Source organism: Streptomyces sp. NPDC014801, assembly GCF_043082085.1.
Classification (GTDB): Bacteria; Actinomycetota; Actinomycetes; order Streptomycetales; family Streptomycetaceae; genus Streptomyces.
Map to the genome: position 1 here is coordinate 129,522 of NZ_JBIBXG010000017.1, position 24,591 is coordinate 154,112.

A 24,591-nucleotide genomic window follows, 5' to 3' on the forward strand; every position below is an offset into this window, starting at 1 on the left:
GCCTCGGGCCGCTCAGGGTCCGGGGGCCTCGGGCCGCTCAGGGTCGGGGACCTCGGGCCGCTCCCGCCGGTCCCGGCCCCGGCCGGCGCCGCCCGGCCGCGGGTGGATCGCCCCGGTGGTCGCGCCGAGCGGCGTGCCCGTGCCGCCCCACCTGAGCGCGACGATCTCGGCGGCGACGGACACGGCGACCTCCTCGGGTGTACGGGCGCCGAGGTCGAGGCCGAGCGGCGACCGCAGCCGGGACAGCTCGTCCGCCGTGAGGCCGGCCCGCGTCAGCCGCAGCAGACGGTCCTCGTGCGTACGGCGGCTGCCCATGGCGCCGATGTAGGCGGCCGGCCGGCGCAGTGCCTCCTGGAGCAGCGGGACGTCGAACTTCGGGTCGTGGGTGAGGACGCAGATCACCGTGCGCTCGTCGGTGACGGTGCCGGCGAGGTAGCGGTGCGGCCACGCGACGACGATCTCGACGCCCGGCGGGAAGCGCCGGGGGGTGGCGAAGACGGCGCGGGCGTCGCACACGGTGACCCGGTAGCCGAGGAAGTCGCCGATCCGGGCGACGGCGGCGGCGTAGTCGATCGCGCCGAAGACGAGCATGCGCGGGGGTGGCGCGAAGGACTGCAGGAAGACCGCCACGTCGTCCTCCCGGCGCTCGCCGCGCGGCCCGTAGTGCCTGAGGACGGTGGCGCCCAGGGCGAGTTCGCCGCGCGCGTCGGCGGTGACGGCGGCGTCCAGCCCGGGCGTCCCGAGGGTGCCGGCCGCCCGGTCCGGCCACACCGCGAGGGTGGCTCCGCGCGGGGCGGGTCCGTCGGTCACGGTCGCCACGGTCACCGGTTCACGGGCGGCGACGGACGCGGCCACCGCGCCGAACGTCGCGTCCCTCGCGGGCGTCACCGGCCGCAGCAGCAGAGTGATCTCGCCCCCGCAGGTCAGGCCGACCGCGAACGCGTCCTCGTCGCCGTAGCCGAAGGTCTCCAGCCGGGCCTCGCCGCTCGCCACGACCTGCTGCGCGAGCTCGTACACCGCCCCCTCCACGCAGCCGCCGGACACGCTGCCCACGACCTCGCCGTCCGGCCCCACCGCCATGGCGGCGCCCGGTCCGCGCGGCGCGCTGCGGCTGACGGCGACGACCGTGGCGAGCCCGAAGGCGGCACCTGCGGTGTACCAGCGGTCCAGCGCCGGGAGGATCTCACGCACACCGCGCTCCTTTCCCGGCGGGACGCCTCCTCCCCCTGTTCTACGACACGCCGACGCGGCCCGCCCTACGACGCCGGCCGGGCCCGTACCGGGACGCTCCGCCAGGCGAGGGCCGCGGCCGTCAGGTAGGCCAGCGCTCCGACGGCCATGCTGGTGCGCAGCCCGCTGGAGTAGTCGGCGGCCGCCGCGAGGAGGCTGCCGCCGAGCGCGACGCCGGTGGCGCTGCCGATCTGGCGGGTGGTGTTGAACAGGGCGGAGGCGGCGCCCGCGTAGGCGGGGGGCGCGGCGCCCATGACGGTGGTGGTGGAGCCGGTGAGGGCGAAGGACGTGCCGAACCCGGCGGCCATCATGGGGGCGATCAGCAGCGGGTAGGCGGGGTCGTCGCCCGCCGCGGCCCAGCCCGCGAGCCCGAGCGCGGCCAGGAGCATGCCGCACACGACGAGCGGGCGGTCTCCGGTACGGCCGCTCAGCCGCCCGGACAGGACGGAGGCGAACGTGGTCATGGCCACCGCCGGGAACAGGGCGAGCCCGGTGGCCAGCGCGCTGAAGCCGCGCTGGTGCTGGAACTCCAGGCTGGCCGTGAACACCATGCCGTAGAAGGCGAAGTTGAACAGCAGGCCGACAACGGCGCCGCCGCTCATCGCGCGGGCGCGCAGCAGGCCCAGGGGCAGGACGGGTGAGCGGGCCAGCCGCTCACGCAGCGCGAAGGCGGCGGCCGCCACCGCGGCCAGGCCCAGCCCGGCGAGGACCGCCGGGTCGGACCAGCCGCGCCGTCCGGCCTCGTTGAGCGCGGCGGTGAGCAGGGCCACCGTCGCGACGACCGCGCACTGGGCGGGCCAGTCCAGGGAGCGGGTGGCGCGCCGCGGCGAGCGGGCCACGTTGCGCAGGGTCAGCAGCAGGCACACCGCGCCGACGGGCAGGTTGATGAGGAACACCCAGCGCCAACCCACCGTGGACACGAGCAGGCCGCCGAGCAGCGGCCCGGCGGAGGCGGCGATGCCGGCCATCGAGCCCCACAGCCCGAAGGCGCGCGAGCGCGCGGCCGGCTCGGGGTAGGCCTGCTGGAGCAGGGCCAGCGATCCGGGCACGATCAGCGCGGCGCCGAGCCCCTCCACGAGCCGGGCGGCGACCAGGAAGCCGGCGTTCGGCGCGAGGGCGCAGGCGGCCGAGGCCGCGGTGAACACGGCCACGCCCGAGCAGAAGACCCGGCGGTTGCCGAGCCGGTCGCCGAGCGCTCCCCCGGTGAGCAGCAGACCGGCGAAGACGAGGGTGTAGCCGTCGGTGATCCACTGGATGCCGGTGAGCGAGGCCGCCAGCTCCCGCCCGATCACGGGCACGGCGACGTTGATGATGGTGACGTCCAGGATCACCATGAAGTACCCGGCGCACACCGCGAGCAGCGGCGCCCAGGACCGCCGCCCGGACCCCGGGGCCGGCACCCGGGCGGCGTCGGGCCCGTCGCCCCGGGCCGGCTCCGCGAACGGCACGCTGTCGACTCCGTTCCCTTCGGGGACGTATCCCACCAAAGGTCACAGTAAGCGACAGGTGTCACATGCGGCGGGAAGCAGGCGTGGCCCCCCTGCCCCCGTCCGGCGCGTCCGTGAGCGAGGTGAGCGGCTCCGCGCCCGCCGCCTTCACATCGTGGCGCCGATCCATCCCGCCGCGTCCAGCCGGAACGCTCCGGGAGCGACCACGACGGCCAGGTCGTCCTCGACGGCGCGCACCCGGTCCTCGCCCAGCCGGGCGGCCCAGTCGGCGCGCAGGCGCTCGAAGATCCGCGCCGAGCGGGCCAGGACGTCGATGCCGCGCGCGGTGAGCCGTACGACTTTGCGGCGGGCGTCGGTGGGGTCGTCGGCGCGCTCGGCGTAGCCGAGGGCGACCAGGCGGTCGACGGTCTTGCCGGCGGCCTGCTTGGAGATGCCCAGCCGGCGGGCGATGTCGCTGGCCGCGCTGCCCTCGAGGCCGATCGCCTGAAGGGCGAAGCCGTGCGCGGGGCGCACCTCGGGGTGCCCCTGCTCGGCGAGTTCTGCGTGCAGGGCGTCGATGAGCGTGCGGAAGCCCGCGAACAGCAGCAGGGGCAGCTCGTAGCCGGCCCTGCGGCGGCCGTCGTCAGCGGAGGGCGCGTCCGCCCCCTTGCCGATATCGACAACCTGGTTTACCATCTTGTCGTCAACCATATTGACCATCTTAGGAGCGCCATGTTCGCCGCACACACCGTGGAAAGCGCCCCGCACGACTCCCGGCCCGCCATGGAGGCCGTCGCCGCCCGGTTCGACGGGACCGTCCCGGACGCCGTGGCCCGGCTCGCCACGTCACCCGAACTCCTCAACGGCTTCCTGGCCATGAGCGCGAGCTTCGAGAGCTGCACCCTCGACGCCCTGTCCCGGGAGACCGTCGTCATGACGGTCGCCGTACGCAACGACTGCCATGTCTGCATCGCCCTGCACACCGGCAAGCTGCGCGCGCTCGGCGCGGCGCCGGACCTCGTCACCGCCCTGCGCGAGGGACGCGCTCCCGCCGACGAACGCCTCGCCGCCCTTCGCGCGTTCACCCTCGACGTCCTGGCCACCGCCGGCGCCGTGGACGACGACGGGATCAAGGCCCTCCTGGCCCACGGCTACACCGAGCGCAACGCCCTGGAAGTCGTCTTCGGCATCGGCACGTACACGATGTCGACGCTGGCCAACCGCCTCGTCAGGGCGGCGTGAGGGGTCGGCCCGCCCCTTCCGGCCGTGCGTCGGGACGAACGGCCCCTGACGCCGGCACCGGGTGAGATCGCACGCTGGGAGTGGCGGCGCCGTGCGGCGCGCCGACCGGGAGGCGGGCAGGGACATGGACACCGAGGCCGCCGCCGGCACGGGCGGACGGACGCGGGTGCTGGTCGTCGAGGACGACCGGGGCATCGCGCAGTCCTTGGTGCGCGGCCTGCTCCAGGCCGGGTACGCGGCCGAGGGCGTCCCCACCGGGCGGGCGGCGCTGGCGGCGCCCACCCCCGACGTCGTGCTCCTGGACCTCGGACTGCCCGACGTGGACGGCGTCGAGGTGTGCCGCAGGCTGCGGGCCCGGTCGGATGCCGCGATCATCGCGGTGACCGCCCGCGGTGAGGAGGCGGACCGGGTGGTGGCCCTCGACCAGGGCGCCGACGACTATCTGGTCAAGCCGTTCGGGCTGGCGGAACTGCTGGCCCGGATCCGCGCGGTGCTGCGCCGCAGGCGCCCGGCGGAACCGGAGACCGTGCGGCACGGGCCGCTGACCCTGGATCTGCGCACCCGGCAGGTGTCCGTGGACGGCCGGCCGGTGGCGCTGACCCCGAAGGAGTTCGGTGTCCTGGAGTGCCTGGCCGCGGACCCGGGCCGGGTGCTGAGCCGGCAGCAGATCCTCGAACGGGCCTGGGACGCCCACTGGTACGGGCCGACCAAGGTGCTGGACGTCCATGTGGCGTCCCTGCGCCGCAAGCTCGGGGTGCCCGGGCTGATCGAGACGGTCTACGGGCACGGGTTCCGGCTCGGATCGGTCCGGGAGCACCGGGAGCGGACGTGACGCGCCGGATCACCCGGACACTCCTGGTCCTGACCTCCGTCCTGCTGGTCCTGGCGGTCGTCCCCCTCGCGGTGTCGCTGACGGCGCGCGAGCGCGTCGCCTTCCGGGACAGCCAGCGGGCAGCCACCCGGGTGATCGCCGCGGCCGCCGAGGAGCATCTGTCCGACCACAGACCGCCCGGCGCGCTGCGCGGGGAGCTGACCGCCGCCGCCCGCGCGGGCGACTGCGCCGCCGTGTACGACGCCTCGGCCCGGCTCGTGGCCCGAACGTCCTGCGGCGCGGCCGTCGGCGAGGAGGCGCGCGAGCTGGTGACGGGGGTGCTGGCCGGGCACGAGCCGGAGGGACCGGAGAACGAGGGCCGGCTGCTGACCGCCGAACCGGCCGGCGAGGTCCACCGGCCCGCCGGTGCGGTCGTGCTGGCGCGCTCGGCGACCCCGTACCACGCCCGGGTCGCCGCGATCTGGGGCTGGGCCGCCGTGATCACCGCCGCGGGGCTGGGCGCGTCGGTCCTGCTGTCCGTCCGGCTGGCCCGCTGGGTGAGCCGCCCCCTGTCGGCTCTGGACACCACGGCCCGCAAGCTGGGCGAGGGCGCCCTGGACGAACGCGCCGACGTCGGCGGCGGCCCCCCGGAGGTGCGCCGGCTGGCCGCCACGTTCAACACCATGGCCGCCCGCACCGAGGCCCTGCTGCACGGCCACCGGGCCGTGATCGCGGACGTGTCCCACCAGTTGCGCACCCCGCTGACCGCGCTGCGGCTGCGGCTCGACGTGCTGGCCGCCGGGGCGCAGGGCGGCACCGCCGCGGAGCTGGCGGCCGCCCAGGAGGAGGTCGCGCGGCTGTCCCGCCTGGTCGACGGGCTGCTGGCGGTGGCGCGCGCCGAGCAGGCCACGCCCCGCCCGGCCGCCGTGCGGGTCGGCGAGGTGGTCGCCGAAAGGGTGGCGGCCTGGGCCCCGGTGGCGGAGGAACGCGGCGTCCGGCTGGCCGCGCGTGCCGGACCGGACGTGTGCGCGGCGCTGGGCCACGGACATCTGGAGCAGATCCTCGACAACCTGATCGCCAACGCCGTGGAGGCGGCCGCCGCCGGGGGGAGCGTCACGGTCGGCCATCGGCCCGAGCCGGGCGTGGTCCGCGTGAGCGTGACCGACGACGGGCCGGGGATGCCCGACGAGCTGAAGGCGGTCGCGTTCCGGCGGTTCGGCCACCCGCGGGCCCGGGGCACCGGCCTGGGGCTCGCCATCGTCCACCGGCTCGTCACCGCCAACGGCGGTACGGCACGGCTGCGGGACACTCCGGGCGGCGGCCTCACCGTCGTACTGGATCTGCCGCGGTGGTCGTGACGCCGGGAGATGCCGGTGCGTCACCGGGGGCGGGCCCCTCACCCGTTGCGGACACCAGGCAGCGGCGCCAGATCTTTACCGGTTCTGAAGAAGACGTGAGCGGGTTCCCGACTGCCGGGGGACCAGCCTGGAGATGCACGCAGCCGATCCGGGCCGCCGCGACACCAGGAGCCACCGCCATGGCACCACCGCCGGACGACTTCCCCCAGCCCCCGCCCCCCTGCCCCGAGCGCTCCCCCGCCGGGCGCGACCGCGGCCTGCGCCGGGTGCGCCTGCTCACCCGGTGGATCGCCGCCGGCGCCGTCGCGGGCGCGGCAGCGCTGGGCGGCCTCTACACCCACCTGCTGCCGGGCGGCCAGACCGCCCCGGCGCCCGCCGGGCCCGCCGGGCCGCGGCCCGCGGTGTCCTCCCCCACCGGCGCTTCGGGGGACGACGGCGGCTCGGCATCCGGTCACGAGGACGACGCCGGCGAAGGGACCGCCGCTCCCGCCACGCCGCAGGCACCTATCGCCCCGCCCACCACGACGACACAGCAACCGCACACCACGACGGGGGCGTCATGACCACCCGCACACCGGCGCCGTCCCCCGCGCGGGCCGTCTTCCCGGCCCTCGGCACCACGGCCGTCCTGCTCGTCACCGATCCCCGCGCCCTGTCCACCGCACGGTCCGTGCTGCGCGCCGAACTCACCGCCGTGGACGCCGCCTGCAGCCGGTTCCGGCCGGACTCCGAACTGAGCCGGGTGAACCTCGCGGCCGGCACCCCGACCACGGTCAGTGCCTACTTCGCCACCGCCCTGCAGGCCGCGCTGCGCGCCGCCCGGCTCACCGCCGGCGCGGTGGACCCGACCGTGGGCGCCGCGGTGATCGCGCTCGGCTACGACCGCACCTTCGCCTCCCTGCGCCCCGACGACGCCCGGCCCCTGCCCACCGCCCGCCCCGCGAGCGGCTGGCAGCACATCGCCTTCGCACCGCACACCCGCCGGCTGTGCCTGCCCCGGGGCACCCTGCTGGACCTGGGCGCCACCGCCAAGGCCCTCGCCGCCGACCGCGCGGCGAGGGCCGCCGCCACGGCCACCGGCTGCGGAGTGCTGGTCGGCCTCGGGGGCGACCTGGCGACGGCCGGGCCGGCCCCCGAGGGCGGCTGGCGGATCGCCCTGGCCGACGACCACGCCCGGCCCGTCACCGGCCGCGAGCCCGCCGTCGCCGTGACCGGCGGGGCGCTGGCCACCTCCGGCATCCGCGTCCGCACCTGGCGGCGCGGCGGACGCGTGGTGCACCACATCGTCGACCCGGCCACCGGTGAGCCCGCCGCGCCGGTGTGGCGCACCGTCACCGTCGCGGCGGCCACCTGCGTGGACGCCAACACCGCCGGCACGGCCGCGATCGTGCTCGGCGACCGGGCCGTCCCCTGGCTGCGCGCCCTGGGCCTGCCGGCTCGTCTGGTGCGCCTGGACGGCCGCGTCGTCCCGCTCGGCGGCTGGCCCCGGGACCGGGCGGCCACACCGTTCGGAGGCTCCTGATGAACGCCCTCGCCGTGACCGGCAGCCCGCTGTGGTACGCCGCCCGGGCGGGCGGCACGCTCGCCCTGCTGCTGCTCACCGCTTCCGTCGTGCTCGGGATCGTGGCGGGCGGCCGGGGGGCGCCGCGCCGGATCGGCCGGTTCGAACTCGGGCTGCTGCACCGCAACGTCGCCCTGCTGGCATCGGCGTTTCTCGCCCTGCACGTCGTGACGGCGGTGCTCGATCCGTTCGTGCGTCTGGGGTGGGCGGTGGCCGTGGTGCCGTTCGCCGCGTCGTACCGTCCGCTGTGGCTGGGGCTGGGCACGGTCGCCTGCGACCTGCTGCTCGCGGTGCTGATCACCACCGCGCTGCGCCGGCGGCTGGGCGTGCGGCGCTGGAAAGCGGTGCACCGGCTGGCCTACGCCGCCTGGCCGCTCGCCGTCTTCCACGCCGCCGGGACGGGCACCGACACCCGGCTGCCCCTGCAACTGTGGCTCTACGCCGGATGCGTGGCGGCGGTGGCCGGAGCCGTCGGCCTGCGCCTGGCGACCGCCGGGCCGGGACGTCTCGCCGGCCGCGTGACCGCCGCCGTGACGGCGGCCGCCGTACCGGTGGCGCTGACCGTGTTCCTGGCCGACGGGCCCCTGCAACCGGGCTGGGCCCACCGAGCCGCGACGACCGCGTTCCTCCTGGGAGGTGGACGATGACGCGTCCCGTCCCCGCGCTCCCGTCGCCCGGCGTCACCGCGTCCGGGTCCGGCGCCCGGCTGCTGGCGGGCTGGTACGCCACCGGGCGGGCGGACGCGCTCGTCGACCACCTCCGGCGCCATGGGCCGCTCCCCGCGCAGCCGTCCCTGGTGGAAGCGGTGGAGGCGGCCGGGCTCACCGGGCGCGGCGGCGCCGGCTTCCCGGCCGGCCGGAAGCTGCGTTCGGTGGCGGCCCGTGCCCGCCGTGCCGTGGTCGTCGTCAACGCCATGGAGAGCGAACCCGCCAGCCGCAAGGACGCGGTCCTGCTCGCCGTCGCCCCGCACCTCGTGCTCGACGGGGCCGTCCTGGCCGCCGGGGCGGTGGACGCCGACGTCGTCCACGTGTGTGTCTCCCGCGCCCGGCCCGCCCAGTTCCGCCGGCTCGAGGCCGCTCTCGGTGAACGCCGAAGGGCCCGCCTGGACCCGGTGCGGCTGCGGCTGCACGCCCTCCCGCACGCCTACGTCTCCAGCGAGTCGACGTCCCTGGTGCGCTGGCTCGACGGCGGTCCGGCCCGCCCGCGGGGCACCCCGCCCCGCTCGTACGAACGCGGTGTGGGCCGCCGCCCCACGCTCGTCCACAACGCCGAGACGCTCGCCCATGTCGCCCTGATCGCCCGGCACGGGCCGGCCTGGTTCCGCGGCGCGGGCACCTGCGAGGAACCGGGCACCGTCCTGGTCACCGTCTCGGGAGCGGTCGCGGCACCCGGCGTCCTGGAGAGCGCGACGGGCATGCCCGTCGCCCTGCTCCTCGACCGGGCCGGAGGCGCCGCGCGGGCCCCGCAGGCCGTCCTTCTCGGCGGATTCGCCGGCGCCTGGCTGCCCGCCTCAGCCCTGGACACGCCGTTCACCCGGCGCGACCTCGCGCCGTGGGGCGCCTCCCCGGGCGCGGGCGTGCTGGTGGTCCTCCCCGAAGGGGCGTGCGGCCTCGCCGAGACCGCACGCATGCTGGCCTATCTGGCCGCCCAGAGCGCACGCCAGTGCGGCCCCTGCCGTCTGGGACTGCCCGCGGTGGCCGGGGACTTCGCCCTGCTGGCCGCCGGGCGGACCGACCCGGAACTGCCGGCCCGGCTGCACCGGCGGACCGCGCTGCTGCCGGACCGGGGCGCCTGCCGCCATCCGGACGGCGCCGCCCGCCTCGCCGCCTCCGCCCTGCGGACCTTCGCCGACGACGCCGGCCGGCACCTCGCCGGGTTCCCCTGCGCCGGGGCCCGCCGCCCGGCGACGACGGCCGTACCGCCCGCCGTGCCCCCGGAGACCTGGCGATGAACCGCCCGCGACGGACCCTGCGCGTCGACCGGATCGCCTGCGACGGCCGCGGACTGTGCGCCGAGCTCCTACCCGAACTCGTCGACCTCGACGAATGGGGCTACCCCGTCCTGCGGGACCCGGCCGTACCCGACCGGCTGCGCCGCCACGCCCGGCGAGCCGTCGCCGCATGCCCCCGCCTGGCCCTGCACCTCGACCGCGGCGGCCCGTGACGGCCCCTCGCTCGGGGGCGGGAGGACGCTCCGGTCGCGCCGGGGACCCCTCCCCCTCGGCGGGGCGGCCGGGCGGCGCCCCTCCATGCCACCGTCAGGGCCGGGAGCGAATCGGCTGCGGCGCATGCCACCGTCGGGGCCAGGACGAGCCGGCGGCGACGCATGCTCCGGAGAGGCCCACCGGACCACCGGCGGACGAGGGGCACCCGGTGCTGCCGCCGGGGGAGGCCCTTCTGCCCCGAAAGGCACCCGCCGGCGTCCCCACCATCGGCGGACCGCCGAACTCCCCCAGCGCCGACCGGCCGCCGACCTCCCCCACCGCCGGCCGCCGACCTCCCCCACCGCCGTCGGCCCCTGTTCCGCCAGGGCCGTTCGGCCCCGTCGGCGGGGTCCGGCGGCTCTGGGCCCGTCCCCCGGGCAGGGGGATCCTGAGTGCAGGCCCGCCGCCGTGCGCGGACATCCACTCCGGGAGGTGCCGGCCGTGGCTCACCCCGTCGTCGTAGGTCTGGACGGTTCGCCCGAGAGCCTCGCCGCCGCCGGCTGGGCGGCCCGGGAGGCCGAGCGTCGCGGCGTTCCGCTGCGGATGCTGCACGCCGTCGAGGGACTGGCGTCCGGCCCGTCCCACCTGCCCGAACTCGACGCCCCGCGCGAGCGTGCCGGGCAGATCCTGCGCGAGGCCACCGCGCTGCTCGCCGAACACCACCCGCGGGTGCGCACGACGGCCGTGCTGGTCGCCCGGCCTCCCGCCGAGGCCCTGGCCGCGGCGTGCTCCGAGGCGGAGCTCCTCGTCCTGGGCAGCCGGGCCTTCAGCGGCGTCGGCGGGGTGCTGGCCGGTTCGGTCGCGCTGTCCGCCCTCGGCCGGGTCACCCGGCCCGTCGTCCTCGTCCGCGCCGGTGTGACGGCCGCGGACGAGCGGCTGCCCCTTCCGCCCGGCTCGGCTTCCCCTGCCGCCCACCGACACGTGGTGGCGGGTGTGGATCCGGCGGGCCCCTGCGAGGAGGTCGTGGCCTTCGCCTTCGACAGCGCCGCGCTGCGGTCCGCTCCCCTGTGGATCGTCCACACCTGGCGGCTGGCCTACGGCCACGCGCCGGGCACCCCGGACACCTGGGCGGAGGTCACCTCGCGGGCGGCCGCCGAGCGGGCCCTGGCGGCGGTGGTGCGGCCGTGGCGGGAGAAGTACCCCACGGTCGCGGTGCGCGAGACGGTCCGTTACGGCAGGGCGGCGCAGCAGCTGTTCCACGCGTCGGCCGACGCGTGTCTGCTCGTGGTCGGCCGCGGGATCCGCCCCCGGCGGGCCGGCGCGCACATCGGGCCCGTGACGCACGCGGTGACGCGCGACGTGCCCTGCCCGGTGGCCGTGGTCCCCCACCTGTGAGGCGGAGGCCCCGTGCAGCGCTCGTCCGGCACCGACGCCACGCCCCGCACCACGGCGGCGGGCGTCTCCGCACGGCTGGAACCGGCGCTCCTGCTGGTGACCGGCGCGGCGCTGGCCGGCGGCGGTCTCGCCCTGCTCCTCGGGGCGGACGGGCTCGCGGACCTGTTGTGGGCGCTGGGCACCGTGGCGGCCGTCGTGCCCGCGTTCGGCTGGGTGCTGGCCGCGTTGCGCCGCGGGCACGCGGGCGTGGACCTGATCGCCGTGCTGGCGCTGGGGGGCACGCTCGCGGTCGGCGAGTACCTGGCGGGCTCGCTGATCGCGCTGATGCTCGCCACCGGCCGCACCCTGGAGGCCGCCGCCCGGCGCCGCGCCTCCCACGACCTGCGCGCCTTGCTGGAACACGCGCCGCGCTCGGCCCGGCGCCGCACGGGCGCCGGGGTGGCCACGGTGCCGCTCGACGAGGTGGCCGTGGGCGACCTGCTGGTGGTGGGGCCGGGCGAGGTGGTACCCGTCGACGGCACGGTGGAGGGCGCCGCCGCCGTGCTGGACGAGTCCGTGCTCACCGGGGAGCCCCTGCACGTCGAGCGAGCCGGCGGTGAGGCGGTGCGCAGCGGTGTCGTGAACGCGGGCGGAGCCTTCGCGGTGCGCGCCACCGCGACCGCTCGGGACAGCACGTACGCGGGGATCGTGCGGCTGGCCCGGCAGGCCGGAGCGGAGTCCGCGCCCGTGGTGCGGCTGGCGGACCGGTTCGCGGCCTGGTTCCTGCCGTTGACCCTGGTGGTTGCGGGTGCCGCCGGACTGGCCGCCGGCTCCGCGGTCAGGGCGGTCGCCGTGCTGGTGGTGGCGACCCCCTGCCCCTTGCTGCTGGCCGCGCCGGTGGCGATCGTCTCCGGTCTCTCGCGCGCGTCCCGCATGGGCGTGGTGATCCGCGACGGGGCGGCGCTGGAGACCCTCGGCCACGCCCGCACGCTGTTGCTCGACAAGACCGGCACCCTGACCCGGGGGCGCCCCCGGGTGCTGGAGGTGGCCGCCGCCCCCGGTCTCACACCGGCCGAGGTGCTCCGCCTGGCCGCCTCGGTGGACCAGTACTCGCCGCACGTCCTGGCCCAGGCGATCGTCGCCGCGGCCGGGGACCGTGGCCTGAGGCTGTCGGCGCCCTCGGACGTCACGGAGGAGCCGGGCCGGGGCGCCGCGGGGCTGGTGGACGGACGCCGCGTCGGCGTCGGCCGCGCCGACACCTCCGGCGAACGTCCGCGCTGGGCCGCGGCGGTGGAGAACCGCGCCCTGCTCGACGGGGCCGCCGTTGCCTGGCTCACCGTGGACGGGTCCCCGGCCGGTGCCGTCCTGCTGCGCGACCCGCTGCGCCAAGACGCCCCGCGCACCGTGCGCCATCTGCGGGCGTCCGGCATCCGCCGGCTGCTGATGCTCACCGGGGACCGGGCCGCGCCGGCCGAGGAGGTCGCCGCCGTCCTCGGTCTCGACGGGGTGCGCGCGGAGCTCGAACCCGCGCAGAAGGTGGCGGCCGTGCGCGCCGAGCGGGAGCGCGCCGTCACCGTCATGGTCGGGGACGGAGTCAACGACGCTCCCGCCCTCGCGGCCGCCGACGTCGGTGTGGCCATGGGCGCGCGCGGCTCCACCGCCTCCTCCGAGGCCGCCGGCATCGTGCTGACCACCGATCGCGTGGACCGCCTGGGTGATGCCGTCGCCCTGGCGGTGCGGGCCCGGCGCATCGCCGTGCAGAGCGCGCTCGGCGGCATGCTGATGTCCCTGGCGGCCATGGCCGCGGCCGCCGCGGGGGCGCTGCCGCCCGCCGCCGGCGCCCTGCTGCAGGAGGCCATCGACGTCGCCGTCATCCTCAACGCCCTGCGCGCGCTGCGGGCGGACCGCACCGCGCGTGCGGCGCTCACCCCCGACGCCGAGGCGCTGATCCACCGGTTCGCCGCCGAGCACGACGATCTGCGGGACGTCCTGGACGCCGTGCGGGACGCCGCCGACGCGCTCTCCGGTCCTCCCGGTCCGCGGGCCCTGGCCGCCGTCGAGGAGGCCCACCGGCTGCTCACCGAGCGGCTCCTGCCGCACGAGTACGCCGAGGAGCACCGGCTCTACCCCGCGCTGGCGCCCGCGCTCGGCGGCCCCGAGGCCACCTCGACCATGAGCCGCGCCCACGCGGAGATCGAGCGGCTCTCCCGCCGGGTCGCCACCCATCTGGACCTGGCCCGCGCCCACGGGGGCCTGGAGCCGTCGCAGCTGGACGACCTGCGCGCGAGCCTGTACGGCCTGAACACCGTGCTGCGCCTGCACTTCGCGCAGGAGGAGGAGAGCTACTTCTCCCTCGCGCCGTGAGGGACAAGGGCCGTTCGGCACTCCGGCACCGGCCGGTCGACCGGATTGCGCCGGGCGGCACCCCGGCCCGTCACATACGCGGTGTCCCCCGTCGTCAGCACGGCCCGGGATAGGCGACGAACTCGCCGCCAGCCGTGCCCTGGAGGACCTGGCGATCCGTCCGCACGACGTGGCCGCGGACGACATCGTCGCGCCGGCGGGTCCGGTCGAGGCCTGACGCTCCGGTCTGTGGCCGGGCCCCGTCCTTCGGGCCGGGGCCCGGTGCCGAGGGGGGCCGCCCTCTCGGCGCCGGGCCGGTCGCCCGTGTCGCGGGTGGCCGCCCGGGCGTCAGTCGCGCAGCAGCAGGCGGCTCGTCGTCCCCGGTGCGACGGTGACCGTGCGGTCCGGGAGGCGGACGTCGATCGGGGGGAGGTCGGAGGGCGGGACGGTGATCTCCAGCCGTTCGCTCTCCATCCGCACCCGCACGTCCCAGTGCCCCTGGTAGTGCAGCGAGAAGCCGTACGACGACAGCCCGGGCAGCGGGACCGGGTCCAGCCAGAGCGCCCCGTCGCGGGTCTCCAGGCCCGTCAGGCCCCGCTGGACCAGGTCGAGGGTGCCGGCCATCGCACCGAGGTGGATGCCCTCCCCCGTGGTGCCGCCCTGGAGGTCGGCGACGTCGCCGCGCAGGGCCTCCAGGCAGAACGCCCACGCCTCGCTGCGCCGGGCGCGCGCGAGCACCCAGCCGTGCACGAGGCCGCTCAGGGTGGAGCCGTGGCTGGTGCGGGCCAGGTAGTGGTCGACGGTGCGCTGCCAGGTGGCGTCGTCCAGCCGGTAGCCCAACCGCTTGAAGAGCGCCCGCAGTTCGGCCGGTGAGAACAGGTATCCGAGCATCAGGACGTCCGCCTGCTTGGACGCCTGGTAGCGGTTGACGGAGTCGCCCTCGGCCTCCAGGATCCGGTCGAGCCGGCGGATGTCGTCGTAGCGCTTGCGATAGCCGTCCCAGTCGAGTTCGGCGAGGTCGCCGTACCCCTCGAACTGGCTGATGACGCCCTGGTGGAAGGGCACGTGGAGGGTGCGGGAGACCTCCTCCCACCGTTCGAGTTCGCCGCCGTCCGCCTCGGTGCGCTCGAAGAGGTCCCGCCGGCGCGGCTCGGGCAGGTCGCGCAGGACGTCCAGGGTCCGGGCCAGCACCCAGGCCGCGGTGACGTTGGTGTACGCGTTGTCGTCGAGGCCGGGTGCCGTCGCTCCGGGGTAGGCGTCGTGGTACTCGTCGGGGCCGACCACTCCGCGCAGGCGGTGCCGGCTCAGGCCGGCGTCCCAGACGGCCGAGTCCGCCCAGAAGCGGGCGATCTGCAGCAGCATCTCGGCGCCCTTGGTGTGCAGGAACTCCGTGTCCCCGCCGGCCTCGCAGTACTGCCACACGTCGTAGGCGACGGCCGACCCCACGTGGAGCTGGAGCCGGGTGTGGTCCGGCAGCCAGCGGCCCGAGCGGGGGTTGAGGTGCAGCCGCTGCGTCTCCTCGCGTCCGTCGCTGCCGCTCTGCCACGGGTACATCGCGCCCCGCCGGCCGACGGCCCGTGCCGCGGCGCACGCCCGCTCCAGGCGCCGGTGGCGGTAACGGAGCAGGGCCCGGGAGACCTCGGGGAAGTGCAGGTCGAGGTAGGGCAGCACGAACAGCTCGTCCCAGAAGACGTGCCCGCGGTAGGCCTCGCCGTGCAGGCCCCGGGCGGGCACGCCGACGTCGAGGTCCGCGGTGTGCGGCGAGAGGGTCTGCAGGACGTGGAAGAGGTGCAGGCGCAGGATGGCCCCCTCCTCTCCGGGGACGTCGATCCGGGCGCGGCGCCACAGCTGCTTCCACGCGGTGCGGTGGGACCTGAGGAGGTCCTGGAAACCGGGCGCCGCGCGCACGCGGTCCACGGCCGCCTGCAGCGGATCGCTGATGGCGGGGTCGCGGGAGGTGTGCAGCGCGACCGTCTTGTCGACGGTGACGGGACGGCCGGGGTGCAGCACCAGACGCGCCCGCTGTACGGCGCGGGGGTGTTCGTGGGCGTCGGTGACCGGAGCGTCGGCGCGCAGCCGGGCCGCCATGCCGATGCGGATGTCCGAGGTGCGGGTGCGGCAGCGCAGCCACACCGTGTGCGGGGCGGCGCTGCCGGTGTGCACATGGGTCAGGTGGCGTCCGTCGAGGCCGCGGTAGCGCGCCACCCCGGCGTTGGTGACGCCGCCGTCCAGGGCCGCCTCGACCTCCAGCTCGGTCGTCGTGCCCTCCACGGTGAACTCGGTGCGCAGGGCCGCGAGATGGGGATCGGCCATGTGCACGAGGCGTTCCTGGCGGACGGACAGGGTGCGTCCCGGGCCGAGGCCGTAGCGGGTGGTGCGCTCCAGCAGCCCGGACTCCAGGTGCAGGACCTGCCGGTGCTCCAGGACCGGCGCGGTGTCCGGGGTGAGCCAGTCACCGCCGGCCGGTCTGCAGCGCAGCGGCAGCCAGTCGGGCAGGTTGACCATGTCCTCGTTCTCGACGGGGCGCCCGGCGACGACGGAGGTGAGCCGGTTGTAGCAGCCCGCCGCGTAGGTGCCGGGGTAGTGCACGTCGTCGGCCGCGCACTCGGGCAGCGCCCCGCGGGTGGCGAAGCAGCCGTTGCCCAGCGTGCACAGTGACTCCCGCAGGCGTTCGTCCGCGGGGTCGTACCCCTCGTACTCCCAGGTCCAGCCCGTCATGCGCGGTGGCCCCCTTCGCCGCTCGCGAGGGCGGGTACCCCGGCGGTCGGTGCCCGCCGGTCCAGTGTCACCCGCAAAGCCCCGCCCCGCCGGTGGTGCGGGGCGGGGGCCGCGGGCCGCCGCCTCCCGGGGGCGCCGTACCGCGCTCGCCGGGCGCCGGCGGCCGGTCGTCAGGCACGCTGCGGTACGACCGCCACCGGGCACGCCGCGTGGTGCAGCAGGTGCCGGGGCACTCCGCCGAGCCGGTGGGTGCCCGCGTCGCGCCGGGCGCCCACGACCACCAGGTCGGCGGCGGCCGAGCGGTCCGCGAGCACCTTGCCGGCGGGGCCCGCGACCGTCGTACGGCGCACCCGTACCCGCGGATGCTCGGCGGCGGCTTCCGCGACCAGTGTGTCGAAGGCCGCGGAGGGCTTGTCGCCGCCCGCTGCCTGCTCCGCCGGGTCGGCGCTCACGGCGTGCACGACGTCGAGCTCGCCGTCGCGGGCCTCGGCCTCGCGGAACGCGAACCACACCGCTTCCGTGCTGGTGCCGAGATCCTTCAGGCCGAGCAGGACCCGTTCGTGCGTGCCGGCCAGGCCGGCCTGGTCACCGCGCACCACGACGACCGGGCAGGCCGCCCGGGCCGCGACCTCAAGCCCGACCGAGCCGAGCAGGGCGCCCTTGACGGCTCCCCGCCCCCGCGAGCCCGTGACCAGCACCGAGGCGTTCTCGGACTCCCTCAGCAGCGCGGACACGGCATCCGCGGGCAGGGTGTCGGCCGAGACCTTGAGATCGGGGTGGCGTCGCTGCGCGCGCTCCGCGGCGGACGCGGCGATGTGCTCGGCCAGCACCCGCTGCGAGGAGCGGTCCCGGCTCACCGTCGGCAGCGACTCCTCGTACCGCTCCCAGGGGGAGGCATGCACCACGCGCAACGGCGGACCGTGACGTGCGGCCTCGTCCGCCGCCCAGTCGACGGCCAGCAGGCTGCCGTCCGATCCGTCGACGCCCACGACCAGGGGCAGTTCCATGACCCCACCGCCTTCTCTCGGGCTGCCCCACCGGGCAGCAGGGGTGTTCACTCTCACCGTCGCACCGGGCGCCCCTCGCGGACAGGAGCGGTTCGGCCCCGGACAGGGACCTTCGGCCCAGGGGCCCAGCGGCCGGACGGGGTGCCGGGCAGCCGGGTTGCCGGGCAGCCGGGCAGCCGGGCAGCGCCTCCCCTGCCGGCCGCCCCGAAGATGTCCCGGCTGGCGCGGCGGCCCGCCGCCGGGCAGCGTGGAAGTGCGCACACTGCGACTGCCCGAGCGAGGTGACCATGCAGACCTCAGAGCCGGAACCCCGAGTGGTCGTGGGCGTGGACGGGTCGCCCTCGTCCTACGCGGCGCTGCGCTGGGCGGACCGCCATGCCCGCCTCATCGGCGGCGTCGTGGAGGCGATCCACGCCTGGGAAACCCCCTCCGAGCACAGCTGGAGCGGCGGCCCCGCGATCGATCCCGACTTCGACCTGCAGCAGGCCAGGGAGCGGTTCGCGGAGGAGCTGCGGGCCGTCTTCCCGGAGGGTCGCCCCGCGCGTCTGACGGAGCGCCTCGTCGAGGGCGACCCGTCGGAGGTGCTGATCCAGGCCTCGCACGGGGCGGAGATCCTCGTCGTCGGCGCCCGCGGCCGGGGCGGCTTCGCCCGGGCGATGCTGGGCTCGGTCAGCCAGCGCTGCGCCCAGCACGCCGACTGCCCCGTCGTCGTCGTCCGCCAGCACAAGGACCCGGCCCACTGAGCGCCCGCCCGGCGACCGCACACGCCGGGTGACCGCACACGCCGGGTGACCGCCCGGCGGCGGGCCGCCGCGTGCGCACACCAGGGGCGGCGGGACGGCCGTGGCCGTCTCCGGGCCGTCGGTATGTCACGTCTCCAGGCCGGCTCCCCCCTCGCCCGGCGCCGCGGCGACGGGTTCGTGTGCCCTGAAGGGGGCCTTGCCGCCGTAGTGGTGGACCCGTGCGTCCGGTCCGGGGAAGACCCGGGTGACGTGCCCGGTGTCCGACCACCGCACGTCGTACGGCGGTGTGCCGTCCTCGTGCGGCACTCCGACGATCTCCCCGTCCCGCCGGGTGGCCCCGGTGACGGGACTCTCGACGATCAGCCGGTCGCCCACGTGCGCGTACATGGCCGTCACCTCCTCGGCATCTGCATCGCAGCGTCGGCCCGAGACCCGGCCCCCACCAGGGGACGAACGTCCCCGGGACCCGGGGCGGGACGGCCCCACTTGCCTGCGCAACGGCCCAAGCCCGGCGCCCGCGTCCGCTGACAGGCTGGAGAGGTCGAGGAGCCGGACGACCGCAGCCTCACCATCGCGGCCGGCCGCTGGAGCGAAGGGAGAGCGCCATGCGGCACCGTACGGTAGGAGATCTGATGACCCGTGGCGTGGTCCGGGCGGAACGGGAGACGCCGTTCAAGGCGGTCGTCCAGCTGCTCGCGGACCACGATGTGACCGCCCTGCCGGTGGTCGACGGTCTCGGGCACCCCGTCGGCGTGGTGTCGGAGGCCGATGTGCTGCGGACGGTCGCGGCGCGGCCGGACCCCGCGGGGCAGCCGCTCGTGCCCCCGCGCTTCAACGGAAGCCGGCCCGGGGACGGCCGTCTCACGGCCGGGGACCTGATGTCGGAGCCTGCGGTGTGCGCGCGCCCGGAGTGGACGGTCGTGGAAGCCGCCCGGGTGATGGACTCGGAGGGGGTCAAACGGCTCCCCGTGGTCGACGAGACGGATCTCCTGGTGGGGATCGTCAGCCGGGCCGACCTGCTGCGGGTCTTCCTGCGCCGGGACGAGGCGCTGCACGACGAGATCGTCGGCGACGTCCTCGGCACCACCCTGGGGCTGGCGCCCACCGATGTGGCGGTCGACGTCCGCGAGGGCCGCGTCAGCCTCAAGGGCCATGTGGAGAACGGGGAGTTGGTGCCCGTCGTCGAGCGGCTGTGTCTCGGTGTCGACGGGGTGGTGTCCGTGACGGCGGAGCTGACCTTCCCCTTCGGGAGCCTGGGACGGCCCGGCCCGCCCGGCGCGTGATTCCTGACGCGACACGGATCGCTGCCGTACGAGACGGCCGGAGGTGGGCCTCATGGTGACCGGCGCAGTGGTACGACGTTTCCCCCGGCGCTGGCGCCGCAGTCCGCTGCGCCGCCGCGAGGACGTGTGGGAGGTCTGCGCGCTCCTCGCGGCCGTCCTGATCGTGGCGGTGATGGGGCCGCTGGCCGGGGCGCTGAGCGCCCGGGCCACCGTGGAGACACTCGCCCGGCAGCGCGCCGAGCGCCACCCGGCCACCGCCACACTGGTCCACGACGCCCCGAACGCCGCCGGCGGTGGCACCACCGACGGGCGAGTCTTCGCCGACGTGCGCTGGGCCGCGCCGGACGGCAGGACCTCGGCGGGACGGACCCTGGTCGACAGCGGCCGCAAGGCCGGGGACCGGGTGACCGTCTGGACGGACGCGCGCAACCGGCTCGCGCCCGAACCGCCCTCGGCGCCGGAAGCCGACCTGCAAGCCGCCTTCTTCGGCGCGGCCTCGTTCGTCGCGGTCGGCGCGGCGGCGGGCGCCGGCTTCTGCGGGATCCGCGTGGCCCTGGACCGGCGCCGCAGCCGGGCGTGGGACGCGGAATGGCGGAAGGTCGCGTCGCAGTGGGGGCGGGCCGCCAGCTGACCGGCCCGAAGGGCCTCCCTCTTCCGACCGGCCCGAAGGGCCTCGCCCTGCGTGACGTGGCGGGGTGAAGGCCATGAAGGCCGGTCCGGTCCACGGGACGTCAACCGGTTCATGCGACGTCAGCCGGTCCATGGGACGTCAGCCGTGCGGGACGAGGACGACCGGGCCGTGGACGTGGTGGATCAGGGCGTGGGCGACCGCTCCGGTGTGCGGTCCCGTGCCCGCCCGTCGGGTGCGATGCCCCACGACGACCAGACCGGCCCCGGCGGTCGCGTGCACGAGCACGTGCGCGGGACGCCCCTCGTGCAGTTCACCCTTGACGTACACGGCCGGGTGCCGGTCGCGCCAGGGCTCCAGCAGCTCGGCCAGCTCCCGGTCGGCCCGCTCGCGGGCCCGCCGGTGTTCGGCGGCGCTGTCGTAGCCGTGCGGGAACGGCGCGTGCCAGGCGTGGACGACCCGCAGCGGCGCGCGGCGCAGCTCGGCGGCGTGGAAGGCCGCCTGCAGCACCTCGTGGGAGGAGCCGTCGATGTCGACGGCGACCACGACATCGCGGAGCGGGGTGCGCTGCGAGGGGCGGCCGTCCGCGTCCGGGAGGTGTTCGTCCTCGGCGCTCTGGCCGCCGCGGACCAGGACGAGCGGCCGGTCGATCCGGGCCGCGGTGGCCAGGGCGAGGGAGCCGGAGAGGAAGCCCCCGAGGCCCGAGCGGTCCTGGGCGCCGACGACCAGCAGTTCGGCGTTCTCCGCCTCGGCGATCAGGGCGGGCACGGGCGGCCGGTGCACCTGCTCGGCCGTGAGGTCCAGCCGCGGGTACCGCTCGCGCAGCCGGTTCCGCACGCCGCGCAGTACGTGCCGGGCGTGCGCCTGGGACGCCTCCGGCTCCGCCGGCGTCGTCTCCTCGGGCAGGCCCGCTTCCCAGGCGTGGACCAGCCGCAGCGGCAGATCGCGTCGCAGGGCTTCTCTGGCCGCCCAGTCGGGCGCTCCCCAGGCTCCGTGCGACTCGGCCACGCCGACGACGATCGGCCTGGTCGTCTCGGTCACCTCCCCGCCCGCGCGCGCTTCGCTCCGCCGCGGCGGCGTCACAGCCACTCCGGCGGGAAAGCGGCTTGCCGCCATGTCGTTCACGACGAGGATCCGTTCCCGCCGCGGTCGCCGTCCGCCAGGGACGCCCGGCCCGCTTCCAGGCGCGCGGCCGGGATGCGGAACGGCGAGCAGGAGACGTAGTCCAGTCCGGTGCGGTGGAAGAAGTGGATCGAGTCCGGGTCGCCGCCGTGTTCCCCGCACACGCCGGTCTGCAGGCCGGGGCGTACGGCGCGGCCCTCCGTCACGGCGACCTCGACGAGGCGGCCCACGCCCTGCTGGTCGAGCGAGTCGAACGGCGACACGGCGAAGACGCCCTTGTCCAGGTACAGCGGGAAGAAGGAGGCCTCCGCGTCGTCGCGGGACAGGCCCCAGGTGGTCTGGGTGAGGTCGTTGGTGCCGAAGGAGAAGAAGTCGGCGGCCTCGGCGATGCGTCCGGCGGTGAGCGCGGCGCGGGGCAGCTCGATCATCGTGCCGATCGGGCAGTCCAGCGGTGTCCCGGTCTCGGCGGTGACCTCGGCCAGGACGCGTTCGGCCTCGGCGCGGGCCAGGCGCAGTTCCTCGACCGTCCCGACGAGCGGGATCATGATCTCGGCGTGGGGCCGGCCGCCGTCGCGCAGCCGTTGCACGACCGCCTCGCCGATCGCGCGCACCTGCATGGCCATCAGTCCGGGGACGGCGAGGCCCAGGCGGACGCCGCGCAGTCCGAGCATGGGGTTCTGTTCGTGCATGCGCTCGACGGCGGCGAGCAGTTCCTCGTCGTGCGGGTCCGGCCGGTCCGCACGGGCGATGCGGACGGCGAGGTCGGTACGGTCGGGCAGGAACTCGTGCAGCGGCGGGTCGATGAGCCGGATGGTGACCGGCAGGCCGTCCATCGCGGCGAGGATGCCGGTGAAGTCGGCGCGCTGCGGCGGCAGGAGCGCGGCGAGGGCGTGCTGCCGCGCCTGCTCGTCGCGGGCCAGGATCATCGCCTCGACCAGCTCCCGGCGCTCGCCGAGGAACATGTGCTCGGTACGGCACAGCCCGATGCCCTGGGCGCCGAGCGCGCGGGCGCGGGCGGCGTCCTCGGGGGTGTCGGCGTTGGCCCGCACCTGCAGCCGGCGCACGGCGTCGGCGTGCCCGAGGGTCTCCAGGACGGCCGCGGTGAGCGGGCCCGCGGCGGTGCCCGTCTCCAGGGCGCGGCCGACGTCGGAGGCGGTGAGCGGGAGCGCGCCGAGGTGGACGGTCCCGGCGGTGCCGTCGACGGAGAGGGTGTCGCCCTCGTGGACGACCGCTCCGGCGGCGGTGGTGAAGCGGCGTGCGGCGGTGTCGACGGACAGTTCCTCGGCGCCGCACACGCACACCTTGCCCATCCCGCGGGCCACGACGGCCGCGTGGCTGGTCTTGCCGCCGCGGCTGGTCAGCGCGGCCCGGGCGGCGATCATGCCGGGCAGGTCGTCGGGGGTGGTCTCCCGGCGGACCAGGACGGTGTCCTCGCCGGCGGCGGCCCGCCGTACCGCCTCCGCGGAGTCGAACACGGCGGCGCCGACGGCCGCGCCCGGTGAGGCGGGCACGCCGTGGGCGAGGGGGACGTCGTCCGGGGTGACGGCGAAGCGCGGGAACATCAGCCGGGTCAGGGCGGTGCCGTCGACCCGGCGCAGGGCCTCGTCGGCGCCGATGGTGCCCTCCTCGCGCAGGTCGTGCGCGATGCGGAAGGCGGCCTCCGCGGTGCGCTTGCCGACGCGGGTCTGCAGGATCCACAGGGTGCCGCGTTCGATGGTGAACTCGACGTCGCACAGGTCCCGGTAGTGGTCCTCCAGGGTGCGCAGGTGGCGGCGGAGGTCGGCGTAGGCGCGGGGGTCGATGCCCTCCAGGTCGGTGAGCGGCAGGGCGTTGCGGACGCCGGCGACGACGTCCTCGCCCTGCGCGTCGGGCAGGTAGTCGCCGTACACGCCCTTCTCGCCGGTGGCCGGATCGCGGGTGAAGGCGACGCCGGTGCCGGAGTCGGGGCCGCGGTTGCCGAAGACCATGACCTGGACGTTGACGGCCGTGCCGAGGTCGTCGGGGATGTGTTCGCGGCGGCGGTAGACGCGGGCGCGTTCGACGTTCCAGGAGTCGAAGACGGCGCGGATCGCGCGGGTGAGCTGCTCGGCGGGATCCGTCGGGAAGTCCTCACCGGTCTCGCGCCGGATGATGCACCGGAACTCCTCGGTGAGCAGGGCCAGTTCGTCGGGGTCGAGCTCGTCGTCGCCGGACAGCCGGCGGTGGGCCTTGCGCGCCGCGAGCGCCTCCTCGAACAGGTCGCCGTCCACGCCCATCACCGTGTGGCCGAACATCTGCACCAGCCGCCGGTAGGAGTCCCAGGCGAACCGCTCGTCGCCCGACACCTTGGCCAGTCCCGCGACGGACTGGTCGTTGAGGCCGATGTCGAGGATCGTCTCCATCATCCCCGGCATCGAGAAGCGGGCGCCCGAACGCACCGAGACCAGCAGCGGATCGTCGGGGGCGCCCAGGGCCCGGCCCATGGTCCGCTCCAGGTCCGCCAGCGCGCGGCCGGCCTCCACGCCCAGCTCGGGCGGCTCCGCGCCGGTCGCGAGATAGACCTTGCAGGCCTCGGTGGTGACCGTGAACCCGGGTGGGACGGGCAGGCCCAGCCGCGTCATCTCGGCGAGCCCGGCCCCCTTGCCGCCGAGCAGGGCGGCCATGTCCCGGCTGCCCTCGGCGAAGGCGTACACGTACTTCGTGGGCGTGCTCATCGCGTTCGGCCTTTCAGTCGTGTCGGGATCGGCCGCTCGTCCGGCTCCACGGCCAGGGCCTCCGACGGGGGCGCCTGTCCGCGCCGGGGCGCTCCGCGCGCCGTGCCTGTGGTGCCGCGGTGCGCCGCCCGCGCCGCGCCACTCCTCCTCTCCAGCGTCGCGCCGGACGGCCCGTCCCGCCATGGGCCGCCAGGTCCGGCGCCGGGCCGTTCGGCCCCTGGGGGGACGGCGGTCGGCCGCGCAGGATCGGCGCCATGGAGGCGCGCGAACGGGTCGTGGTCATCGGGGTCGGCAACGACTTCCGTCGGGACGACGGCGTGGGCTGGGCCGTGGTGCGCCGGCTGCGCGAACGCGCCGCCGGGAGGGCGCTGCCGCCCGGCATCGAGCTGGCCACCTGTGACGGCGACCCCGGGCGTCTGATCGGGCTGTGGGAGGGCGCCGCGCTCGCCGTGGTCGTGGACGCCGCCCACGCGCACCCCGGCACTCCGGGACGCGTGCACCGTCTCGCCCTCGACGGCGACAGCCTCGCCCGCACCTCCGCCACCAGCTCCCACGGCCTGGGGCTGGGCGAGGCCGTCCGGCTCGCCGCCGCGCTCGGCATGCTGCCGGACCATCTCGTGGTCTACGCCGTGGAGGGCGCCGAGACCTGCTTCGGGCCCGGCCTCTCCCCCGCCGTGGGCGCGGTCGTGGACACGCTCGCCGACTCCGTCGAGCAGGAGGTCGTGCGAGAGGTCGCAGGGCGCGGGACGGCGGACACGGCGGACACGGCGGACGCGGCGAGGCAGGGACCACAGACGCCGGGAACGCCGGGGGCTAGGGGGTGTCTCGTCGATCAGGCCGGATCAGGGAGCGGCGTCTGGTGCCGTGCATCGCAAGGCGGAGGAGGGAGTCGATGCGGAGCATCGGCG

General features: G+C 76.6%; 20 protein-coding genes and 3 pseudogenes. 15 read left to right on the top strand and 8 right to left on the bottom strand.

Annotated elements, in window-relative coordinates; genetic code table 11:
- Positions 1-12: 12 nt before the first annotated feature.
- From ACF1AL_RS35215 to ACF1AL_RS35225, 3 genes are all read right to left on the bottom strand, one after another.
- Entirely contained in the window at positions 13-1,191 is a 1,179-nt protein-coding gene (locus ACF1AL_RS35215) for an XdhC family protein (RefSeq protein ID WP_391777709.1), read from the bottom strand.
- Positions 1,192-1,256: 65 nt separating this feature from the next.
- Positions 1,257-2,678, bottom strand: coding sequence for an MFS transporter (locus ACF1AL_RS35220; RefSeq protein WP_391777708.1), 1,422 nt, complete (start codon positions 2,676-2,678; stop codon positions 1,257-1,259).
- Positions 2,679-2,825: 147 nt separating this feature from the next.
- Positions 2,826-3,377: a MarR family winged helix-turn-helix transcriptional regulator gene (locus tag ACF1AL_RS35225; protein ID WP_391777707.1), complete on the bottom strand. Its 552-nt coding sequence runs from the start codon at positions 3,375-3,377 to the stop codon at positions 2,826-2,828.
- A 12-nt stretch (positions 3,378-3,389) separates the two neighbouring features.
- Here ACF1AL_RS35225 and ACF1AL_RS35230 point away from each other — a divergent pair, with 12 nt between their 5' ends.
- The 11 genes and pseudogenes from ACF1AL_RS35230 to ACF1AL_RS35280 all read left to right on the top strand — a co-directional run.
- Positions 3,390-3,899 (top strand): carboxymuconolactone decarboxylase family protein, encoded by a 510-nt coding sequence (locus tag ACF1AL_RS35230; protein ID WP_391698632.1) that lies wholly within the window; start codon positions 3,390-3,392, stop codon positions 3,897-3,899.
- Positions 3,900-4,023: 124 nt separating this feature from the next.
- Complete coding sequence (locus ACF1AL_RS35235) at positions 4,024-4,731, top strand: response regulator transcription factor (RefSeq protein WP_366837437.1); 708 nt, start codon at positions 4,024-4,026, stop codon at positions 4,729-4,731.
- Positions 4,728-6,068, top strand: a complete 1,341-nt coding sequence (locus ACF1AL_RS35240; RefSeq protein ID WP_391777706.1) for a sensor histidine kinase — start codon at positions 4,728-4,730, stop codon at positions 6,066-6,068. The genes ACF1AL_RS35235 and ACF1AL_RS35240 overlap by 4 nt, the downstream gene beginning before the upstream one ends.
- Positions 6,069-6,247: 179 nt before the next feature.
- The gene (locus ACF1AL_RS35245; RefSeq protein ID WP_391828556.1) at positions 6,248-6,631 is read left to right on the top strand and encodes a hypothetical protein; all 384 of its coding nucleotides are present in this window, start codon (positions 6,248-6,250) and stop codon (positions 6,629-6,631) included.
- Positions 6,628-7,590 carry an FAD:protein FMN transferase gene (locus ACF1AL_RS35250; RefSeq protein WP_391777705.1) on the top strand — a complete coding sequence of 321 codons (963 nt, stop codon included), beginning with the start codon at positions 6,628-6,630 and terminating at the stop codon, positions 7,588-7,590. Before ACF1AL_RS35245 ends, ACF1AL_RS35250 begins: the two co-directional genes overlap by 4 nt.
- Positions 7,590-8,276, top strand: a complete 687-nt coding sequence (locus ACF1AL_RS35255) for a ferric reductase-like transmembrane domain-containing protein (protein WP_391777704.1) — start codon at positions 7,590-7,592, stop codon at positions 8,274-8,276. The genes ACF1AL_RS35250 and ACF1AL_RS35255 overlap by 1 nt, the downstream gene beginning before the upstream one ends.
- Complete coding sequence (locus ACF1AL_RS35260; protein ID WP_391777703.1) at positions 8,273-9,580, top strand: NADH-ubiquinone oxidoreductase-F iron-sulfur binding region domain-containing protein; 1,308 nt, start codon at positions 8,273-8,275, stop codon at positions 9,578-9,580. Before ACF1AL_RS35255 ends, ACF1AL_RS35260 begins: the two co-directional genes overlap by 4 nt.
- A complete protein-coding gene (locus ACF1AL_RS35265) occupies positions 9,577-9,792 on the top strand; it encodes a ferredoxin (RefSeq protein WP_386420104.1) in 216 nt (71 codons plus the stop codon). The genes ACF1AL_RS35260 and ACF1AL_RS35265 overlap by 4 nt, the downstream gene beginning before the upstream one ends.
- Before the next feature lie 481 nt (positions 9,793-10,273).
- Positions 10,274-11,167: a universal stress protein gene (locus tag ACF1AL_RS35270; RefSeq protein WP_391777702.1), complete on the top strand. Its 894-nt coding sequence runs from the start codon at positions 10,274-10,276 to the stop codon at positions 11,165-11,167.
- A 12-nt stretch (positions 11,168-11,179) separates the two neighbouring features.
- Positions 11,180-13,510: a heavy metal translocating P-type ATPase gene (locus ACF1AL_RS35275; protein ID WP_391777701.1), complete on the top strand. Its 2,331-nt coding sequence runs from the start codon at positions 11,180-11,182 to the stop codon at positions 13,508-13,510.
- Positions 13,511-13,601: 91 nt separating this feature from the next.
- Positions 13,602-13,727: pseudogene (locus ACF1AL_RS35280) on the top strand (dsRBD fold-containing protein); the annotation flags it as partial.
- Between the two features lie 110 nt (positions 13,728-13,837).
- On the opposite strand, the gene ACF1AL_RS35285 reads toward ACF1AL_RS35280, so the two are convergent.
- Both ACF1AL_RS35285 and ACF1AL_RS35290 read right to left on the bottom strand, forming a co-directional pair.
- Positions 13,838-16,207 (bottom strand): glycoside hydrolase family 65 protein, encoded by a 2,370-nt coding sequence (locus ACF1AL_RS35285; protein ID WP_391698616.1) that lies wholly within the window; start codon positions 16,205-16,207, stop codon positions 13,838-13,840.
- A gap of 170 nt (positions 16,208-16,377) precedes the next feature.
- The gene (locus ACF1AL_RS35290) at positions 16,378-17,214 is read right to left on the bottom strand and encodes a universal stress protein (RefSeq protein WP_391698614.1); all 837 of its coding nucleotides are present in this window, start codon (positions 17,212-17,214) and stop codon (positions 16,378-16,380) included.
- A gap of 287 nt (positions 17,215-17,501) precedes the next feature.
- Here ACF1AL_RS35290 and ACF1AL_RS35295 point away from each other — a divergent pair, with 287 nt between their 5' ends.
- Positions 17,502-17,957 carry a universal stress protein gene (locus tag ACF1AL_RS35295; protein WP_366837425.1) on the top strand — a complete coding sequence of 152 codons (456 nt, stop codon included), beginning with the start codon at positions 17,502-17,504 and terminating at the stop codon, positions 17,955-17,957.
- Positions 17,958-18,128: 171 nt separating this feature from the next.
- Here the strand turns inward: ACF1AL_RS35295 and ACF1AL_RS35300 are convergent.
- Positions 18,129-18,344 (bottom strand): annotated as a pseudogene (locus ACF1AL_RS35300) (DUF1918 domain-containing protein); the annotation flags it as partial.
- A 218-nt stretch (positions 18,345-18,562) separates the two neighbouring features.
- Here ACF1AL_RS35300 and ACF1AL_RS35305 point away from each other — a divergent pair.
- A complete protein-coding gene (locus ACF1AL_RS35305) occupies positions 18,563-19,240 on the top strand; it encodes a CBS domain-containing protein (RefSeq protein ID WP_391777700.1) in 678 nt (225 codons plus the stop codon).
- A 52-nt stretch (positions 19,241-19,292) separates the two neighbouring features.
- Positions 19,293-19,871, top strand: coding sequence for a hypothetical protein (locus tag ACF1AL_RS35310; protein ID WP_391777699.1), 579 nt, complete (start codon positions 19,293-19,295; stop codon positions 19,869-19,871).
- A gap of 138 nt (positions 19,872-20,009) precedes the next feature.
- On the opposite strand, the gene ACF1AL_RS35315 is transcribed toward ACF1AL_RS35310, so the two are convergent.
- Positions 20,010-20,909: a universal stress protein gene (locus ACF1AL_RS35315; protein WP_391777698.1), complete on the bottom strand. Its 900-nt coding sequence runs from the start codon at positions 20,907-20,909 to the stop codon at positions 20,010-20,012.
- An 80-nt stretch (positions 20,910-20,989) separates the two neighbouring features.
- The gene (gene ppdK / locus ACF1AL_RS35320; protein WP_391828558.1) at positions 20,990-23,683 is read right to left on the bottom strand and encodes a pyruvate, phosphate dikinase; all 2,694 of its coding nucleotides are present in this window, start codon (positions 23,681-23,683) and stop codon (positions 20,990-20,992) included.
- A gap of 254 nt (positions 23,684-23,937) precedes the next feature.
- Between ppdK and ACF1AL_RS35325 the strand changes: the two are divergent.
- A pseudogene (locus ACF1AL_RS35325) lies at positions 23,938-24,411 on the top strand (hydrogenase maturation protease); the annotation flags it as partial.
- Between the last annotated feature and the right edge of the window lie 180 nt (positions 24,412-24,591).

Coding starts and splice junctions, on each gene's coding strand:
- ACF1AL_RS35260 (WP_391777703.1), top strand. CDS start 8,273: ATGACGCGTCCCGTCCCCGCGCTCCCGTCGCCCGGCGTCACCGCGTCC.
- ACF1AL_RS35295 (WP_366837425.1), top strand. CDS start 17,502: ATGCAGACCTCAGAGCCGGAACCCCGAGTGGTCGTGGGCGTGGACGGG.
- ACF1AL_RS35265 (WP_386420104.1), top strand. CDS start 9,577: ATGAACCGCCCGCGACGGACCCTGCGCGTCGACCGGATCGCCTGCGAC.
- ACF1AL_RS35310 (WP_391777699.1), top strand. CDS start 19,293: ATGGTGACCGGCGCAGTGGTACGACGTTTCCCCCGGCGCTGGCGCCGC.
- ACF1AL_RS35255 (WP_391777704.1), top strand. CDS start 7,590: ATGAACGCCCTCGCCGTGACCGGCAGCCCGCTGTGGTACGCCGCCCGG.
- ACF1AL_RS35245 (WP_391828556.1), top strand. CDS start 6,248: ATGGCACCACCGCCGGACGACTTCCCCCAGCCCCCGCCCCCCTGCCCC.
- ACF1AL_RS35305 (WP_391777700.1), top strand. CDS start 18,563: ATGCGGCACCGTACGGTAGGAGATCTGATGACCCGTGGCGTGGTCCGG.
- ACF1AL_RS35290 (WP_391698614.1), bottom strand. CDS start 17,214: ATGGAACTGCCCCTGGTCGTGGGCGTCGACGGATCGGACGGCAGCCTG.
- ACF1AL_RS35285 (WP_391698616.1), bottom strand. CDS start 16,207: ATGACGGGCTGGACCTGGGAGTACGAGGGGTACGACCCCGCGGACGAA.
- ppdK (WP_391828558.1), bottom strand. CDS start 23,683: ATGAGCACGCCCACGAAGTACGTGTACGCCTTCGCCGAGGGCAGCCGG.
- ACF1AL_RS35225 (WP_391777707.1), bottom strand. CDS start 3,377: ATGGTCAATATGGTTGACGACAAGATGGTAAACCAGGTTGTCGATATC.
- ACF1AL_RS35230 (WP_391698632.1), top strand. CDS start 3,390: ATGTTCGCCGCACACACCGTGGAAAGCGCCCCGCACGACTCCCGGCCC.
- ACF1AL_RS35250 (WP_391777705.1), top strand. CDS start 6,628: ATGACCACCCGCACACCGGCGCCGTCCCCCGCGCGGGCCGTCTTCCCG.
- ACF1AL_RS35235 (WP_366837437.1), top strand. CDS start 4,024: ATGGACACCGAGGCCGCCGCCGGCACGGGCGGACGGACGCGGGTGCTG.